This is a genomic window from Acinetobacter sp. 22301, assembly GCF_052045285.1.
GTDB lineage: Bacteria > Pseudomonadota > Gammaproteobacteria > Pseudomonadales > Moraxellaceae > Acinetobacter > Acinetobacter pittii.
The window spans coordinates 203,035-220,121 of record NZ_JBQEOR010000004.1; the positions used below are offsets into that span (position 1 = coordinate 203,035).

Genomic DNA, 17,087 nt, shown 5'->3' on the forward strand with positions numbered 1-17,087 from the left:
CCTTTGTCTATGTTTTTAAAAATGTATATTTTTAGCTATTTAAATGCTCAATTAATTGTGCCATCTTGTGTGGGTAGCAAATGGAAGCTAAATGGAGAAAAAATGGATTTGGATAACAAGAAAAATCATGTGAATCAATCAAAATGGGCAGAAAAATGTTCAATTAGATTGGTTATTAGCCTAAAGTCTAAAAAAGAATAATGAAATAACGATTTAATCATTCTATAAGATAAGAGAGTTGTGTAGGATTCGTTACAACATGAAGTTAAGGTAAAAATCTGTAAATCAAAGTATGTTTTTTATGTCTTTGTTTATCGGTTTTAGTCTTGCACAACGTTGAAATTGGTTTTGGTTGCGGTAATAAAATTAATGTAACCAATGTGGAGGAGAGTTGATTTTTTAGCCCCTAATTTAATGGCGTAAATCAACTTGGCATGGATAGGCAACATAAAATATATTTTTAGGAGTTTTTGATGGATCTATTCCTTAATCGTAAATCTTTCGTTATTAAAAGTTTAGCTCTTACAGTTACAGCTTTAATGATGAGTGGGGCACATGCTGCGACTTCCGACAAAGCGGAAATTCAACAGCTTCGTAAAGAAGTTGAAGCGTTAAAAGCTTTAATTCAAGAACAACGTCAAGTTCAGCAACAACAACAGCAAGTACAGCAACAACAGCAAGTACAGTTAGCAGAAGTTAAGGCACAACCTCAAGCTGCTGCACCAGCTTCTCCATTAGCAGGATTTAAATCTAAAGCTGGTGCTGATGTGAACCTATATGGTTTTGTTCGTGGTGATGCTAACTATATTATTGAAGGTGCGGATAACGACTTTGGTGATGTAAGTAAGTCAGACGGTAAAACTCATGATAAATTACGTGCGACTGCTAAAACAACACGCCTTGGTTTAGACTTTAATACGCCTGTTGGAGACAACAAAGTAGGTGGTAAGGTCGAAGTCGATTTTGCTGGCTCAACAACAGATTCAAATGGCTCATTGCGTATTCGTCATGCTTATTTAACTTATAATAACTGGTTGTTTGGTCAAACAACGTCTAACTTCTTGTCTAACCATGCACCAGAAATGATCGACTTCTCGACAAACATTGGTGGTGGTACTAAACGTGTACCTCAAGTACGTTATAACTACAAGTTAGGACCAACTACACAATTATTTGTTTCTGCTGAAAAAGGTGATAGCACTACTTCGGTAGCAGGCGATAGCATTAAGTATAGCCTACCTGCATTAACTGCTAAAATCACTCAAGGCTATGCAGAAGGCAGAGGCTCTGCTTCAGCTCGTGTTCTAGTAGAAAATTATAAATCACAACTTGCTGATGATGATAAAACTGGCTGGGGTGTAGCTGTTGGTACTGACTTTAAAGTGTCTGATCCTTTAAAACTCTTTGCTGATGCATCATATGTTGTTGGTGATAATAGCTACTTATATGGTAGTAACACTCCTTATGCAGTAGAAGGTAATTCTATTGAGCAAAATGAATTTGTAGCAGTACAAGTGGGTGGAACTTATAAGATTTTACCTAACTTACGTTCTACTTTAGCATATGGCGCGCAGTTCTCTGATGACGGTACTGATTTTGCAAGATTGAATGCATCTGCAAATGAAAAAGTTCAACAAGCATGGATTAACTTCATCTATACACCAGTTAAACCAATTGATTTAGGCGTTGAATACGTAAACGGTAAACGTGATACTTTTGAAGGTAAATCTTACAAAGACAACCGTGTTGGTTTAATGGCTAAATATAGTTTCTAAAAACAATATTTAGTTAAAAACTCAAAAGACGAGGTTAAATCTAACCTCGTCTTTTTTTATATAAATTAAAAGAATTAGTATGCTTTAAAGCTCCTGAATTAGATCATTTTTTATTTAAGTCATTTTTAAGTTTCAATTTCTACATTAGAGCATCATAAAAAGATTGTAGTCACCCAAGATGCTGAATTTTTTTTCTACTTTAAAACATAAACAGATTTCGCTGTTTATGTTTAATTTGATTATAGCCATTTGGTTAGGGGCAGTTCTAAATATTGGTTTTTATCACCAAGTACATCTTTTAACTCCATATTTTGGAATAAAGGCTATTCTATTTCTAGCTGCTACAGTAGTTATTGTGGTTGCTGCTTATTATGCGGTTTTACAGATTTTAAACTGGAAATGGACTGCTAAAATTTTTGCAATTTTACTGATCGTGATTGGTGGTTTTAGCTCTTATTTCGTCAATACATTAGGTGTAATTATCTCACCTGATCAGATTCAAAATATGATACAAACCGATGTCTCTGAAGTTTCTGATTTAATTTCATTGCGTTTCGGGCTTTGGACAGTTTTCTTTGTTGCTTTGCCGATTATTTTAATTACTCAGGTAAAACTTAAACAAGAAAAAGTATCTTATTTATTGATGAAAAAGCTTGGTTCGATTGTAGCCTCATGTGCAATCGTGGGTATTTTACTATTTGTTTACTATGTTGATTTTGCATCTATTTTCCGTGAGCATCGTGATTTAAAAGGTATGATCTCACCACAAAATAGCATTTCATCTTTAATGTCTTATTATCACAAAATGGCGCCTAAGAAGAACTTGCCACTTATACATTATGGAGAAGATGCTCATCAAGTTCAGCAAGTACAAAGCAACTTGCCTAAATTAATGGTTTTGGTGGTAGGTGAGACAGCTCGTGCGGAAAGTTTTGCATTAAATGGTTATCCGAAAAATACGAATCCGGAACTTTCTAAACAAGATATTTTGAATTTTTCCCAAGTCAGTTCATGTGGTACAGCAACTGCTGTGTCGGTTCCATGTATGTTCTCTGGAATGCCTCGCATTGACTATGATGAACAGTTAGCAAGTCACCGTGAAGGTCTATTGGACATTGCTAAACGTGCGGGTTACCAAGTAACTTGGATTGATAATAATTCTGGTTGTAAGGGTACTTGTGATCGTGTTGAACAGTACAAAATACCTGAAAAGTTAAAGCAAAAATGGTGTAAAGATGGCGAATGCTATGATGATATTTTAATCGATAGCTTAAATGAGTATTTAGCGACTATTCCTAAAGAAGACACTCGTCCGCGACTCATTGTTTTACATCAAGTCGGAAGTCATGGTCCAGCCTATTACAAGCGTGCACCTGCCCAATATCAATCGTTTAAACCGACTTGTGATACTAATGCGATACAGGGATGTTCTCAAACAGAGTTATTAAATAGTTATGATGACACGATTGTATATACAGACCATGTGTTAAGTCAGATCATTAATAACCTAAAAGAATTATCGAAATATCAAACAGGTTTATGGTATTTATCTGATCATGGTGAATCGACGGGTGAACATGGTTTATATTTACATGGTTCACCGTATGCAATTGCACCGACCCAACAAACGCATGTACCAATGATGATGTGGTTTTCTGATAGCTGGAAACAACACAACCTTGCACAAGTGAGTTGTTTAGGCCAACAAACGAAAGAAAAGTTAAGTCAGGATAATTTATTCCCAAGCTTATTGAGTTTGTTAGGTGTAAAAACTCAGGTCATCAACCCTCAACTGGATATGCTGCACTCTTGTGCCCATGTGAATTAAAGCGAGCCTAGAACATGACAAAAATCTTGATGATTGAAGATGATTTTATGATTGCAGAGTCAACAATAACGTTGCTGCAATATCATCAATTTGAAGTGGAGTGGGTCAATAATGGCTTAGACGGTCTGGCTCAGTTGGCTAAAAATAAATTCGATTTAATTCTTTTGGACTTAGGGCTACCTATGATGGATGGCATGCAGGTCTTAAAGCAAATTCGCCAAAGAGCAGCAACTCCCGTCTTAATTATTTCAGCGCGAGATCAGTTACAAAACCGTGTTGATGGTTTAAACCATGGTGCAGATGATTACTTGATCAAACCATACGAGTTTGATGAATTACTTGCTCGTATTCATGCGCTATTACGCCGTAGTGGCGTAGAGGCTCAGCTTGCGAATCATGAGCAACTATTACAAAGTGGTGATCTGGTTTTAAATGTTGAACAACACATTGCTACATTCAAAGGACAGCGTATTGATTTGTCTAATCGTGAGTGGGCAATTCTGATTCCTTTAATGAGCCACCCAAATAAAATCTTTTCTAAAGCAAATCTTGAAGATAAGTTATATGATTTCGATAGTGATGTGACTAGTAATACGATTGAAGTATATGTGCATCACCTGAGAGCTAAACTCGGGAAAGACTTTATCCGAACTATTCGAGGATTGGGTTACCGTTTAGGGCAATCGTAACTTAATTTTGGAACTTCTTAACAGTGCATTATTCATTAAAAAAACGACTGATTTGGGGCACCTCAATTTTCAGTGTCATCTTAGGTTGTATATTAATTTTTAGTGCGTATAAAGTTGCACTGCAAGAAGTTGATGAAATTTTAGATACCCAAATGCGTTATTTAGCTGAGCGAACAGCTGAATATCCATTGAAAACGGTAAGCAGTGAATTTGATTTTCATAAAACTTATCATGAAGAAGACCTGTTTGTAGATATTTGGGCTTATAAAGATCAAGCCCATTTATCACACCATCTCCATTTATTGGTTCCACCTGTCACACAAGCTGGCTTTTACTCACATAAAACCAGTAATGGCTTAATCCGTACCTATGTTTTGCCATTAAAGGATTACCAGATTCAGATTAGCCAGCAAGAAAAGGTTCGTGAGGCTTTTGCTTGGGAACTTGCAGGTAGCATGTTCATTCCATATTTGATTATTTTACCTTTTGCGATTTTTGCTTTAGCTGCAATTATTCGTCGAGGGTTAAAGCCGATCGATGACTTTAAAAATGAACTGACCCATCGTGATTCAGAAGAACTGACACCTATTGAAGTTGTAGATTATCCTCAAGAATTGTTACCCACAATTGATGAAATGAACCGTCTTTTTGAGCGCATTTCTAAGGCACAAAACGAGCAGAAACAGTTCATTGCAGATGCAGCCCATGAACTTCGAACCCCTGTGACTGCTTTAAATTTACAAACTAAAATTTTAATTAGTCAATTTCCTGAGCAGGAATCGCTGCAAAATTTGAGTAAAGGATTAGCGCGTATTCAGCACTTGGTGACACAGCTTTTAGCGCTGGCTAAGCAGGATGTATCTTTAAGTGTGATTGAACCGACGAGAGCTTTTCAGCTTAATGATGTCGCTTTAAATTGTGTTGAACAGCTTGTTAATCTGGCTATGCAAAAAGAAATCGACTTGGGCTTTGTTCGTAACGAGCCAATTGAAATGCATAGTGTTGAGCCAACTGTTCATTCAATTATTTTTAACTTAATTGATAATGCCATCAAATATACCCCTCATGAGGGGATGATTAATATTTCTGTTTTCACTGCTACAGATGGCGATGCGTGTATACAAATTGAAGATAGCGGCGCGGGGATCGACCCAGAACATTATGATAAAGTTCTAAAGCGTTTTTATCGTGTACATCATCATCTTGAGGTGGGGAGTGGTTTAGGTCTATCCATTGTTGACCGAGCAACTCAACGTTTAGGTGGGACTTTGACACTAGACAGAAGTTTAGAGCTTGGTGGACTTTCAGTTTTGGTTAAACTTCCAAAGATTTTACATGTTCACGAAACAAGGACTTGAGTTAGACAAGTTCTTGTTTGATTCGTTTTTCAAACTCAAAGCGGCGAATACAAACGGCATAAAATAAGATATTTACTGCCCAAATGACCCAACCTGTCCATAAATTATGACTCAAGAAATGTGCTCCACGCATCATTTGTGCCCATCCCATCATAAAGCCTAATAAAATGCCTGAAATGAGATAAAAATAGGCACGTTTCGGTTGTTCAAGACGATAAACAAAATAACCTGTCATTAAAATAAAGCCAGCGCTTGCATGTCCACCCGGAAAGCAATGCCCATGTTTCGCAGTAAAGTCCCAAATATAGCCACCTAAGCTGTTAGGATGAACCATATTCCAAGGGCAGGCATGAGCCGATTGTGATTTTAAGAGACCAACCAGTGCGCTGCCAACCATGCTCACAAAAAACATATAGCCATATTGCCAGCGATAAAGCTTTAATTTCTCAACTTTAAATGATGCAAGCCATAGACCCAAAAAGATGACATAAATGCCAGTAATGATCTGCTTTACAATCTCATGATTAAGTCTTTCCAGATACCAATTGTCTCGATTGAAAAAATGACCTGTTGAATCAATCCAAGGTTGGATGAGGTACATATCAATTTTCCCACCCACTGGAAAAACGATTAAAAGCAGGAAAAAACTGAAAAACAGAAGAATAATATTAATCTGGAAAAATTGTTTTTGTTGATTCATGCCATGCAACATCAATTAGATTGTGAGTAAAGGCATTACATAAAATAAAACTTAAATTGCTCTTAAACTAAATTTAATTTCGTGACCAAAATGATGAGTGAGTGTATCCATTCACAACCTGTTGAGCATAAGAAGTTTAAAGTTTTTGCAAACTATTTGAATAGTAATAAACAAGGAACAGGTTTTGTGAATGGAAATGGTTTTGGTTACTTTTGCCGAAACAAAAGTAACGTAATTGACTGATGTTATTTGCTATTACAGAAGAAAAGACTCTGTCGTGCCTACACAGAATTAAAACATACCCTCTTCAGAGTTTGCCGAAATCTTATGAATAGATAAATCTGCACCACGAAACTCATCTTCTTGAGATAAACGAATGCCAATGGTCGCTTTAAGTAAACCGTAAACAATAAAGCCGCCAGCAAGCGCAATAGCGATCGCGAGCGCTGTCCCGATGAGCTGTGAGATGAATGATACGCCGCCTAAGCCACCAAGCCATTGTTGACCAAATAGGCCTACTGCAATACCACCAAAAGCACCACATACGCCGTGTAGTGGCCACACACCCAATACATCGTCAACTTTGAGTTTATTTTGAGTATAGGTGAATAGATACACAAACATAGCCCCAGCTGCACCACCAATAACAAGTGCACTGATTGGATGAACAATGTCAGAGCCTGCACAGATTGCCACTAAACCAGCAAGTGGACCGTTGTGTAAGAAACCAGGGTCATTTTTCCCAATCGCATTGGCTGTAATTGTACCGCCGACCATAGCCATGAGTGAGTTAATCGCAACTAAGCCAGAAATTGCATCAACACGCTGAGCACTCATCACGTTAAAGCCAAACCAGCCGACAATTAAAATCCATGAGCCAAGTGCCAAAAATGGGATAGACGATGGCGGGTGAGCACTTACACGACCATCTTTCTTATAACGACCAGAACGCGCACCCAATAAAATGACAGCAGCAAGTGCAATCCAACCGCCCATAGCATGTACTACGACTGAACCCGCAAAGTCGTGAAAAGCTGCGCCAAAGGTTGTTTCTAACCACTTTTGCAGACCGTAGTTGCCATTCCAGACTATACCTTCGAAAAATGGATAGACCAGCGCAACTAAAGCGAGTGTTGCAATTGCTTGTGAACGCATTTTTGCACGTTCAGCAATACCACCCGAAATAATGGCAGGAATTGCCGCAGCAAAAGTGAGTAAGAAGAAGCAACGCATAAGGTTATAGCCATGATCACTTGATAAAACCGTACCATCATGAAAGAAGTGCTGACCATAAGAGATGTAGTAGCCAACAAAGAAATATGCGATTGCAGAAAGGGCAAAGTCAGTCAGAATTTTACTAAGTGCGTTCACCTGATTTTTGTGGCGAACCGTACCAAGTTCCAAGAATGCAAAACCTGCGTGCATGGCAAGAACCAAAACAGCACCAAGTAATAAGAAAAATAGATCTACATTTTGCATAGCATGCTCGAAAAAAGTGCTAAATTCCATTTTGGAACAAATCTGGGTCTGTAAATTGCACCAAAATAGATTTAAGGAATCTAAAAACCTAAGTTTGTCGAAACAAACTCAATTGCATAAAAGTGAATATGCAATAAGTGCACCAATTTGGATTAAATAAGGGGTTTTTGGCGATAAATGGTGCGTTGATTTGGTTAAAGAGGGGGTAGTTTTAGCGCTTTTTACGTTACAAGTCATCTAATGTGCTTATAAATTGACCTGAAAGAGTTCGTTCTCAAAGTTTAAAAAGACTCGCTCATATTCAATTAATGATCTGACCAAACCGATTGAGCGACTTCAATAAAAGCTTTCGCAGCGGGACTCATGTGCTTTTTATTTTTTACCGCGAGTCCAATAGAGCGTTTAAGGTTTGGTTTAAAAGGGCGTTTAATTACATTTGGATAGAGTGAGAGTAACTCTTTGGTGAGCACCATATCAGAGACAATCGAAATCCCTAACTGGTTATGGACCATGCTGACGATACTTAAAATTTGTGAAACATAAAATTTGATGTCTGGTTTCACATTAAAGTTTTTTAAAATTAATTCAACCTGATGACGACTACCCGCCATTGTCATAATAAATGGGCAATTTTCTAGCTGTGTTGGATCAATATAGAGCTGCTGCGCAAGCGAGTAACTATTCGGAATTAGGGCCACAAAACGATCTTCAATTAAAGGGAATGTACCGAATCGCTCATCTGGCATAATCAAAAAACCAACCTCTATACGCCGTTCCAATAACCACTGAGCAACTTCTTTATCTTCACCTTCATCAATATAAATTTCGATTTTAGGATAGCGTTGCCGAAAGCTTTCTAAAATTTCAGGTAATAGATAAATGGATGATGAAGCTCCAAAAGATCCAATACGTAATGTACCTTCGTTTAAACCATGGATTGCAGCCACTTCTTTTTCTAAGGTATCGGAAATACTTAGTAGCTCTTTTACATGAGTAAGTAGCTGCTGACCTGTCGTAGTCAGCTCAATATCACTCTGGGATCTTGAAATTAGGTTAATGCCCCATTGTTGTTCTAATGATTTAAGTGCATGAGAAACTGCCGACTGTGAAATTCCCAGCTTTTCTGCTGTAGCAGTGAAGCTTTTTAGTTCAGCAATGAGTGCGAAAATTTCAAGCTGGGTAAATGTCATATTGTACTTATTATGAGTAAAAACTCATTTTATCATGAGTTTTCATTATCTTTAATATATGAGTAAGCCAAGGTTATTGCCAAATAGCAAACCTCCACAAAACTCGAGTAAAGAAATGAATAGCATTGTTTTATCTCTATTTCCCTTAGTTGCATTAATTGCATCGGGATACTTATTCAAAAAATATCGTTTTTTTAGCGATGAGTTTTGGGCTGGGGCAGAGAAGCTCAATTACTATATTTTATTTCCTGCTTTGCTTTTTAGTACGCTATCAACCGCAAAAATTGACTTAAAAAGTTTGAGCACAGCCATTATTGCGATGTTGATTGTGGTTCTTGCAGTGACCGCTTTTTTATACATCCTCCGAATGTTTTGGCACATACCGCCTGCACGTTTTGGTGTGCATGTACAAAGTATGGTTCGCTTTAATACCTATATTGGTTTGGCTTTAGTCACTTCACTTTTTAAAACTGAAGGAATGGCAATACTGGCAATTTTATTAGCACTTTGCATTCCACTAGTAAACATTATTTCGGTGCTTGCTTTAACTTCTAAAGAACACATGGCGATTAAACCTGTTTTGATTGCACTCCTTAAAAATCCTTTAATTGCATCGTGTGTAGTTGGGGCAGCAGTCAATGCACTTCAAATCCCGATTTGGGAAGGCTTTACTCAGTTTATTAAGCTTTTTTCAGTGTCGAGTTTGCCACTAGGTTTGTTATGTGTTGGCGCAGCTTTACAGTTTACGCAAATTAAAAAAGACATTGTGGTATTGGCAGCAGACACGTTTGCACGACTTTTAGCAGTGCCTGCATTGGCTTACGCGGTCTGTACGTGGTTTGGTTTACCAAGCTTACAAACACTAATTTTAGTTATTTTCTTTGCGCTGCCGACAGCCTCTGCTTCATACATTTTAACCAAAGTTTTGGGTGGAGATAGTCAGCTCATGGCAGCTGTAATTAGCTTTCAAACCTTATGTGCTGCCGTGACTTTACCATTAGTGATTTGGTGGATCTCTTAATGTATAAACTTTAGTTAGGTCGCATTTTATTTTCTAAAAATGAATAGGCTGATTCTGACTTAATAAATGCTTTGCTACCTTCTTCATCTGATTATTGCTACACTTTTTTCTTTTTCAGGTGGATGAGTATGTCCTTCGATCTCAAAGTAAGCTTGCAGCAAAGGTCTGAACCGTCTGCACAGCAGAAAAAACTGAATCGCCTGATTGATAAAATAGAACAGCAAAAAGTTAGCCTGAGCACATGGCAAAATGCACAAGCCGAGATTCAACAGCACATACGGCAAAAACTGATGCCCGTGTATAGCGATTTGCATGAAGTCTTATTTCAGCAGTTGGATCAACTCTGGAATATGTTGCATAGTCATGAGTTTTCCAAAGCAGACATGCAACAACTAGATGAAAAAAATGCCCAGCTTGCACAAATGTTGAAGCGCTCCAAAATGCTATCTGCTGAACAGTTGGAGTTAGTGAGGCAGATCGATACCTTTTATCAGCAACATACTCAAGAGTTAGTAAAAAAGAATAAAAAAGCTCAGCCAATAAAATCTGAATATGAAGAAAGTGCTGAGCAAAGTGCAGAGTTAGAAGAAGACTTTGAACAGTATGCTGCTGAGCAACAACAAGCGCGAGAACAAGCTAAACAGGAAAGGCAGCAACAGAAACGTGAACAAGCCGAGCAAATGGCAACGCAGTCGTTAAAAACAGTTTATTTAAAAATTGCCGCGATGATTCACCCAGATCGTGAGCAAGATGAAACAAAAAAACAGGAAAAAACCGAGTTGTTCCAACTGGCAAGTCAGGCCTACGAAAAGCAGGATTTGTTTTATTTACTCAAACTCCAGTTACAGCTTGAACAGAATAAAGGGCTAGGTACTAAAGAACTATCAGCCGAACAGTTGCGATTTTATAAACTTGCTTTGGATGCACAAAGTCAGCAGCTTGAAAGCCAAATTGCCGAGATTTTAGATTCTTTTCAGTTAGCAAAAAATGTAAAAGCAGAGCATGTACATATTAGTGATGTTTATAAAGCTGTCGATGCTGATTGTGCTGAGTTAAAGCAGCAGGTGAAGTGGGAAAGGGAGCGTTTAAAGCATATGAAAAAAGTGAGTGGGGTGGAGATGTTGTTGGGGAATGGGGTTTTGTAAAACCTAATCTGATCTTCACATAAAAGAAGAGAAAATATTGAAATCAAATGAGGGCGTAGTTAAATATATTCTTCTATTATGATAGAAATGAAGAGTTAAAGTTAGATTTATAAAAAGTGATTTTTATAATAGAGTTGTCTAAAAGAGTTTAGATAAATAAATTATGGGGATATTATGAATTCAAAAGTTGAGGTTAAAAGTAAAGACGATCATGGACTTTGGTATGATAATAATATTGATCCCTACAAAGGACTAGCAGAAATTATTGCAGTAACACTAAAAAACTCTTTAGTTTCTCAAAAAATCAGTTTTGTCGATGTACCTTATAGACATAAAACTAAGAAAAGTTTTCTAAAAAAGATTGATGATAAACTTGCTGAAAAAGATTACAGCCCAGAATTAATGACTGATTTAGCTGGTATTCGTGTAATTACCTTAATTGAGGCTGATGTACAGAAAGTTTGTGAACTAATTCAGGCAATGTTTAATGTTCATCCCGCTGATAGTGTGAATAAATCTGAAAAATTGGGTGAAGAAAAGGTGGGTTATCGTTCTGTTCATTTTGTATGTGATGTGGGTGAAGTAAGAGGTAATTTACCAGAGTTTACTGCTTACAAAGGGTTATGTTTTGAAATTCAAGTTAGAACAGCTTTAGAACATGCATGGGCAGAAATTGAGCATGATCGTGGTTATAAATTAGGAGGGAAATTACCTTCACATTTGAACCGTCGTTTTAAATTACTTTCAGGTTTATTAGAGTCTGCTGATTTAGAGTTTAATCGTTTAACAGTAGAAATTGAAGAGTATGCGAAAACATTAAAGGATAATATCTCTAATAATAGTCTGGAATTCGAGTTGTCAGATATTGGGTTAAGAACATTAATAGAAAGTAAGTATTATTTTTTAATAAAAAATGAGTCTTATCATTTTTATAATGATATTTTATCTGTAGTTATTCAGGAGTTATTTGATTTTGGGATAAATAATTTACAACAACTTGATAATGTAATAGCTTCTGCAATTTCTAAATTTAACTTTCCTGATGACAATAACCTTATTGGTTTTCTTCGTGATTTAATGATGATTACTGATTTAGAAAAGTATTTTTCGACAGCTTATGCTAAATCTAAACAACAATGGGGGGCAACCAATGAAAATGGTTATAAACTATTGTTGCAAAAATATACTGAAGAGCAGATACAATCGATTTTTGAACAAAATGGTATAGAGGTTGAACCAAATGAATTTGAATAAAAAATCCCCTCATTTGAGGGGATTTTTTATTCAAATTACAGCATTAAAGCGCAGCAATCTGCTCCATATTCGCTTTAACTTTCTCTAACTGCGCAGCAAACTCAGCAAGCTTGGCTTTTTCACCTTCAACAACTGCTGCTGGTGCTTTAGAAACAAAGCCTTCGTTTGCAAGTTTATTTGCGATTTGGTCGTGTTGCTTTTGGATTTTATCCAAGTCTTTTTGCAAACGAGTAAGCTCAGCTTTAGGGTCAATTAAGCCTTTCATTGGTACAAATACCGATGCATGGCTAACAACGCTAGAGCAAGACAGAGGTGGCTCTTGGTCTTTATTCAAGAACTCAATGCTTTCAACTTTAGCCAATGCTTTGAACAATGCTTCAATGCGAATGATTTGTTCACGTTCAGCGTCAGATGTATTTTGAAGTAATACTGGCAACAAGCGCGCATTACCTAAGCCCAACTCACCACGGATGTTACGTACCGCACCAATCAAACCTTGAAGCCATTGCATATCTGCTTCAGCTTGTTCATTGATTTTCGCTTGCTCAGGAATAGGGTATTGAGCAGTCATAATCGTTGGGCCGCCTTGACCAAGCATTGGTGCAAGAGTCTGCCAGATTTCTTCTGTCAAATACGGCATTAATGGATGAGCCAAACGTAATGATGCTTCCATTACAGCAAGCAATACACGGCGTACTTCAGCTTTACGCTCTTCTGACACCTCTGCATCATTTAGAACTGGTTTAGTTAACTCAACGTACCAGTCACAGTATTCATTCCAAATAAAGTCGTAAATCGCTTGAGCAGCAAGGTCTAAACGATACGTTGCAAACGCTTGATGTACAGCAGCTTCAGCTTTTTGCAGACGGCTTATAATCCATTGTTCTGGAAGTTCCCAAAGGTCAGGGCGTGCTTCTTGACCAACAGTTTGACCTTCAACATTCATCAGAACGAAACGAGTTGCGTTCCAAATTTTGTTACAGAAGTTACGGTAGCCTTCAACACGTTTTAAGTCGAACTTGATGTCACGACCAGTGTTTGCAAGCGCACAGAACGTGAAACGTACTGCATCAGTACCATAAGCATTAATGCCTTCTGGGAACTCTTTGCGCGTAGATTTTTCAATCTTCGCAGCATCTTTCGGGTTCATTAGGCCAGTTGTACGTTTCGCAACTAAGCTTTCTAAATCAATACCGTCAATCAAGTCTAATGGGTCAAGTACGTTACCTTTAGACTTCGACATTTTTTGACCTTCACCATCACGTACCAAGCCGTGAACGTAAACAGTCTTAAATGGAACTTGAGATGAACCATCTTCATTTTTCATGAAGTGTAGGGTCATCATGATCATGCGGGCAACCCAGAAGAAAATGATGTCAAAACCAGTCACCAACACATCTGTAGGGTGGAAAGTTTTTAAGAAATCATTTGCTGCATCTTTTTGTGCATCGCCAGTCCAACCTAAAGTTGAGAATGTCCAAAGTGCAGATGAGAACCATGTATCAAGAACGTCTTCGTCTTGTTTAAGTTCAACGTCAGCAGCGATGTTGTTTTTCGCGCGTACTTCTTCTTCGTTACGGCCAACATAGATGTTGCCATTTGCATCGTACCAAGCTGGAATACGGTGACCCCACCAAAGCTGACGTGAAATACACCAGTCTTGAATGTCACGCATCCACGCCATGTACATGTTGCTGTACTGCTCTGGAACAAACTTAATACGGCCATCTTGAACTGCTTCAATTGCAGGCTCAGCAAGCGGAGCAATTTTTACGTACCATTGATCAGTCAGTAACGGCTCAATGATCACCCCTGAACGGTCGCCACGTGGAGCTTTTAAGTCATATGGTTGGATTTGGTCTAACCAACCTTCAGCTTCAGCTTGAGCAACTAATTTTTTACGTGCTTCAAAACGCTCTAAACCAGCGTATTCCGCAGGTGCAGTAATGGTTTTAGAAATTTGTTCGCCAGCTTTTGCAATATATTCAAACTCACCTAAAACTTCGGCGTTTTTGTTGAAGATATTAATGATTGGTAAGCTATTGCGTTTACCTAGGTCATAGTCATTGAAGTCGTGAGCAGGGGTGATTTTTACACAGCCAGTACCGAAGTCTTTTTCAACGTAGTCGTCAGCAACGATTGGAATTAAACGGCCCGTAATTGGCAATACGATGTTTTTACCAACAAGGTGTGCATAACGCTCATCTTCAGGATGAACAGCAACCGCAGTATCACCCAGTAAAGTTTCTGGACGAGTTGTTGCAACAACTAAATAGTCTTTGCCGTCTTGCGTTTTAACTGATTTGTCTTCAAAGAAATATTTAAAGTGCCAAAGTGAGCCTTTTTCTTCTTTGCTTTCTACTTCAAGGTCAGAAAGTGCTGTTTGAAGTTTAGGGTCCCAGTTTACTAGGCGCTTACCGCGGTAAATTAAACCGTCTTCGTGTAAACGAACGAATACTTCTTTAACTGCGTTTGATAAACCTTCGTCCATCGTGAAGCGTTCACGTGACCAGTCTACCGAAGAACCTAAGCGACGGATTTGTTTCGTAATTGTGCCGCCAGATTGTTCTTTCCATTCCCAAACTTTTTCGATGAACTTATCACGGCCTAAGTCGTGACGAGTTACACCTTGTAAGCCAAGTTGACGCTCAACAACCATTTGCGTTGCAATACCAGCATGGTCAGTACCCGGTTGCCACAAAGTGTTTTTACCCATCATGCGGTTATAACGGGTGAGGGCATCCATAATGGCATTGTTAAAACCATGGCCCATGTGCAAACTACCAGTGACGTTTGGTGGTGGAATCATGATACAGAATGATTCACCGTGACCAGAAGGTTTGAAGTAACCTTGTTCTTCCCACGTTTTGTACCACTTCTTTTCGATCTCGGTTGGATCGTATGTGGTTGCAATATTTTGAGCGGTTTGAGCGTCAGTCATAGTAGCTTAGATCGAATATGCATAAAAAATTGCATCTATTGTAGCAAAAAAATGCCTCGAAATTAATGTGCTGAAAACAGATAAACGGTTTTGTATTTTTTTCAAAAAACGGTAGATTTATGAAAGATGGATCACAATTTAATCGTGTGGCGACACGGCACAAAAATTACAAAAGAATTGAAAAAGGATGCTGCTGATGAGTTATGAAGTTTTTTTGAAAATTTCCGATTCGACTTATACACAATTCGAGGCTATTCGGCAAAAACTGCATGATGGGGTAAGCCAAAGTCAGGCAAAACCTTTAGGCGATGTACTCTCTGATCTTTCTTGTGAAATTATTGAGCAGGTTTTTTCTGTGCTTTTACAGTCAGGAAATGCAAGCATGTCTCCAAAACAACAAGCTGAGTCTGAAAAAGTCATTCAGCAAGTTTTAGAGACTTTTCGAAAATATATGCCATGGTCGGTTTCATTCTTTGGAAATGAACGTCTTTTACCCTTAGTTGACTACATGACCTCTCTCATGAAAGAGCAAGGGCAGCAAGTTTATATTACCTATCCGGTCACGCTTCAACTGGTGCAACAAGCCGAAACCCTTACCCAGCAAATTCGTGATGGTAATATGCAAAGTATTACGGCTGCATTTGAAACACTCATACAAATTGTGGATTTAGGCGTAACAAGCCTAGTACGTGAACCTAAAAAGCGTTTAAAATTTAATTTGGTTGTCGATAAAACTCTTAACGGAGTCATCAACATGACGACGCATTTGGGCTATAAACGTTTGGAAAAGTTAGGGACACAGGTCGATCAGACCACAGCAACTCATTATATCAACCACTTTTTGGCCTTCATGCACCAAGCAGCATAATTTAAAAAGATAATAGGAACATCACATGGCCAAACTTGATACTTTGCAAAATAAAGTGGTATGGATTACGGGCGCATCTTCTGGTTTGGGTAAGGCCTTAGCAGGGGAATTGGCTTTACAAGGCGCAAAGCTGATTTTGACTTCGCGTCGTTTTGAAGAATTAGAAGAGGTTCGGGTTGGCTTATTAAATCCCGATCATCATTTGTCTGTGGTCGCAGATATTACTGATGAAAAGCAGGTTCAAGAGGCTTACAAGCAGATTTTAAAGGCGAAAGGTCGTATTGATTGGCTCATCAATAATGCAGGTTTGAGTCAACGTGCTTTAATTAAAGACACGACCATGGCAACCGAACGCGCCATTATGGAAGTCGATTATTTCTCACAAGTTGCACTCACCAAAACCGTCCTACCAACTATGCTAAAACAGAAGTCTGGCAGAGTTGTATTTGTGTCGAGTGTAGCGGGCTTATTAGGTACACAGTACCGTGCAAGCTACTCGGCTGCTAAAGCGGCAATTCACATGTGGGCAAATAGTTTACGTGCTGAGGTTTCAGATCAAGGTGTCGAAGTTTCGGTTATTTTCCCTGGTTTCGTAAAAACTAATGTTTCTTTTAATGCACTCAATGGTGCAGGGGAACCTCAAGGCCATCAAGATGAAGCAATTGAAAATGGTTTAGAAGCAGATGTTTTTGCAGAGCAAGCTGTAAAAGCGTTAGTACAGGGGCAAGAATATATTGTTGTGGGTGGGGCCAAAGAAAAACTAGGTGTGATGGTTTCTCGGATGTCACCAAAACTTCTTTATAAAATGATTCGGAAAACAAAAGTAAAATAAAAAAGTG

Annotated in this window: 15 protein-coding genes; 11 read left to right on the plus strand and 4 right to left on the minus strand. The window is 38.2% G+C overall.

Annotated elements, in window-relative coordinates; translation table 11 throughout:
* The first annotated feature begins 9 nt into the window (after positions 1 to 9).
* The 5 genes from ACTJJH_RS09195 (at position 10) to ACTJJH_RS09215 (ending at position 5,650) form a co-directional block, all read left to right on the plus strand.
* Entirely contained in the window at positions 10 to 201 is a 192-nt protein-coding gene (locus ACTJJH_RS09195) for a hypothetical protein (RefSeq protein WP_014207513.1), read from the plus strand.
* A 272-nt stretch (positions 202 to 473) separates the two neighbouring features.
* Positions 474 to 1,775 (plus strand): DcaP family trimeric outer membrane transporter, encoded by a 1,302-nt coding sequence (locus ACTJJH_RS09200; RefSeq protein ID WP_032037344.1) that lies wholly within the window; start codon positions 474 to 476, stop codon positions 1,773 to 1,775.
* 178 nt (positions 1,776 to 1,953) lie between these two features.
* Entirely contained in the window at positions 1,954 to 3,603 is a 1,650-nt protein-coding gene (locus ACTJJH_RS09205) for a phosphoethanolamine transferase (RefSeq protein WP_032037342.1), read from the plus strand.
* Between the two features lie 14 nt (positions 3,604 to 3,617).
* On the plus strand, positions 3,618 to 4,292 hold the full coding sequence (locus ACTJJH_RS09210; protein WP_002116411.1) for a DNA-binding response regulator PmrA: 675 nt from the start codon (positions 3,618 to 3,620) through the stop codon (positions 4,290 to 4,292).
* A 23-nt stretch (positions 4,293 to 4,315) separates the two neighbouring features.
* Complete coding sequence (locus tag ACTJJH_RS09215; RefSeq protein WP_017482107.1) at positions 4,316 to 5,650, plus strand: two-component system sensor histidine kinase PmrB; 1,335 nt, start codon at positions 4,316 to 4,318, stop codon at positions 5,648 to 5,650.
* A gap of 1 nt (position 5,651) precedes the next feature.
* Here the strand turns inward: ACTJJH_RS09215 and ACTJJH_RS09220 are convergent, their stop codons facing one another.
* Entirely contained in the window at positions 5,652 to 6,362 is a 711-nt protein-coding gene (locus tag ACTJJH_RS09220) for a phosphatase PAP2 family protein (protein WP_440601036.1), read from the minus strand.
* Between the two features lie 69 nt (positions 6,363 to 6,431).
* Between ACTJJH_RS09220 and ACTJJH_RS09225 the strand changes: the two genes are divergently transcribed.
* Entirely contained in the window at positions 6,432 to 6,593 is a 162-nt protein-coding gene (locus ACTJJH_RS09225; RefSeq protein ID WP_104075282.1) for a hypothetical protein, read from the plus strand.
* Positions 6,594 to 6,641: 48 nt separating this feature from the next.
* Here ACTJJH_RS09225 and ACTJJH_RS09230 read toward each other — a convergent pair whose 3' ends face one another.
* Complete coding sequence (locus ACTJJH_RS09230) at positions 6,642 to 7,829, minus strand: ammonium transporter (RefSeq protein WP_033850833.1); 1,188 nt, start codon at positions 7,827 to 7,829, stop codon at positions 6,642 to 6,644.
* A 305-nt stretch (positions 7,830 to 8,134) separates the two neighbouring features.
* Positions 8,135 to 9,019, minus strand: a complete 885-nt coding sequence (locus tag ACTJJH_RS09235) for a LysR family transcriptional regulator (protein WP_440601037.1) — start codon at positions 9,017 to 9,019, stop codon at positions 8,135 to 8,137.
* A 115-nt stretch (positions 9,020 to 9,134) separates the two neighbouring features.
* On the opposite strand from ACTJJH_RS09235, the gene ACTJJH_RS09240 reads away from it, so the two are divergent.
* From ACTJJH_RS09240 to ACTJJH_RS09250, 3 genes are all read left to right on the plus strand, one after another.
* Positions 9,135 to 10,040, plus strand: coding sequence for an AEC family transporter (locus ACTJJH_RS09240; RefSeq protein ID WP_440601038.1), 906 nt, complete (start codon positions 9,135 to 9,137; stop codon positions 10,038 to 10,040).
* Between the two features lie 128 nt (positions 10,041 to 10,168).
* Positions 10,169 to 11,185 (plus strand): molecular chaperone DnaJ, encoded by a 1,017-nt coding sequence (locus tag ACTJJH_RS09245; protein ID WP_440601039.1) that lies wholly within the window; start codon positions 10,169 to 10,171, stop codon positions 11,183 to 11,185.
* Positions 11,186 to 11,359: 174 nt separating this feature from the next.
* Positions 11,360 to 12,439 carry a GTP pyrophosphokinase gene (locus tag ACTJJH_RS09250; protein ID WP_440601040.1) on the plus strand — a complete coding sequence of 360 codons (1,080 nt, stop codon included), beginning with the start codon at positions 11,360 to 11,362 and terminating at the stop codon, positions 12,437 to 12,439.
* Positions 12,440 to 12,482: 43 nt separating this feature from the next.
* Here ACTJJH_RS09250 and ACTJJH_RS09255 read toward each other — a convergent pair whose 3' ends face one another.
* Entirely contained in the window at positions 12,483 to 15,380 is a 2,898-nt protein-coding gene (locus ACTJJH_RS09255; RefSeq protein WP_440601041.1) for a valine--tRNA ligase, read from the minus strand.
* A 196-nt stretch (positions 15,381 to 15,576) separates the two neighbouring features.
* On the opposite strand from ACTJJH_RS09255, the gene ACTJJH_RS09260 reads away from it, so the two are divergent.
* Positions 15,577 to 16,248, plus strand: a complete 672-nt coding sequence (locus tag ACTJJH_RS09260; RefSeq protein ID WP_032005364.1) for a hypothetical protein — start codon at positions 15,577 to 15,579, stop codon at positions 16,246 to 16,248.
* 25 nt (positions 16,249 to 16,273) lie between these two features.
* Entirely contained in the window at positions 16,274 to 17,080 is an 807-nt protein-coding gene (locus ACTJJH_RS09265; RefSeq protein WP_005064503.1) for an SDR family NAD(P)-dependent oxidoreductase, read from the plus strand.
* Positions 17,081 to 17,087: the final 7 nt, after the last annotated feature.

Coding starts and splice junctions, on each gene's coding strand:
- ACTJJH_RS09195 (WP_014207513.1), top strand. CDS start 10: ATGTTTTTAAAAATGTATATTTTTAGCTATTTAAATGCTCAATTAATT.
- ACTJJH_RS09260 (WP_032005364.1), top strand. CDS start 15,577: ATGAGTTATGAAGTTTTTTTGAAAATTTCCGATTCGACTTATACACAA.
- ACTJJH_RS09235 (WP_440601037.1), bottom strand. CDS start 9,019: ATGACATTTACCCAGCTTGAAATTTTCGCACTCATTGCTGAACTAAAA.
- ACTJJH_RS09220 (WP_440601036.1), bottom strand. CDS start 6,362: ATGTTGCATGGCATGAATCAACAAAAACAATTTTTCCAGATTAATATT.
- ACTJJH_RS09240 (WP_440601038.1), top strand. CDS start 9,135: ATGAATAGCATTGTTTTATCTCTATTTCCCTTAGTTGCATTAATTGCA.
- ACTJJH_RS09245 (WP_440601039.1), top strand. CDS start 10,169: ATGTCCTTCGATCTCAAAGTAAGCTTGCAGCAAAGGTCTGAACCGTCT.
- ACTJJH_RS09205 (WP_032037342.1), top strand. CDS start 1,954: ATGCTGAATTTTTTTTCTACTTTAAAACATAAACAGATTTCGCTGTTT.
- ACTJJH_RS09265 (WP_005064503.1), top strand. CDS start 16,274: ATGGCCAAACTTGATACTTTGCAAAATAAAGTGGTATGGATTACGGGC.
- ACTJJH_RS09210 (WP_002116411.1), top strand. CDS start 3,618: ATGACAAAAATCTTGATGATTGAAGATGATTTTATGATTGCAGAGTCA.
- ACTJJH_RS09250 (WP_440601040.1), top strand. CDS start 11,360: ATGAATTCAAAAGTTGAGGTTAAAAGTAAAGACGATCATGGACTTTGG.
- ACTJJH_RS09255 (WP_440601041.1), bottom strand. CDS start 15,380: ATGACTGACGCTCAAACCGCTCAAAATATTGCAACCACATACGATCCA.
- ACTJJH_RS09230 (WP_033850833.1), bottom strand. CDS start 7,829: ATGCAAAATGTAGATCTATTTTTCTTATTACTTGGTGCTGTTTTGGTT.
- ACTJJH_RS09200 (WP_032037344.1), top strand. CDS start 474: ATGGATCTATTCCTTAATCGTAAATCTTTCGTTATTAAAAGTTTAGCT.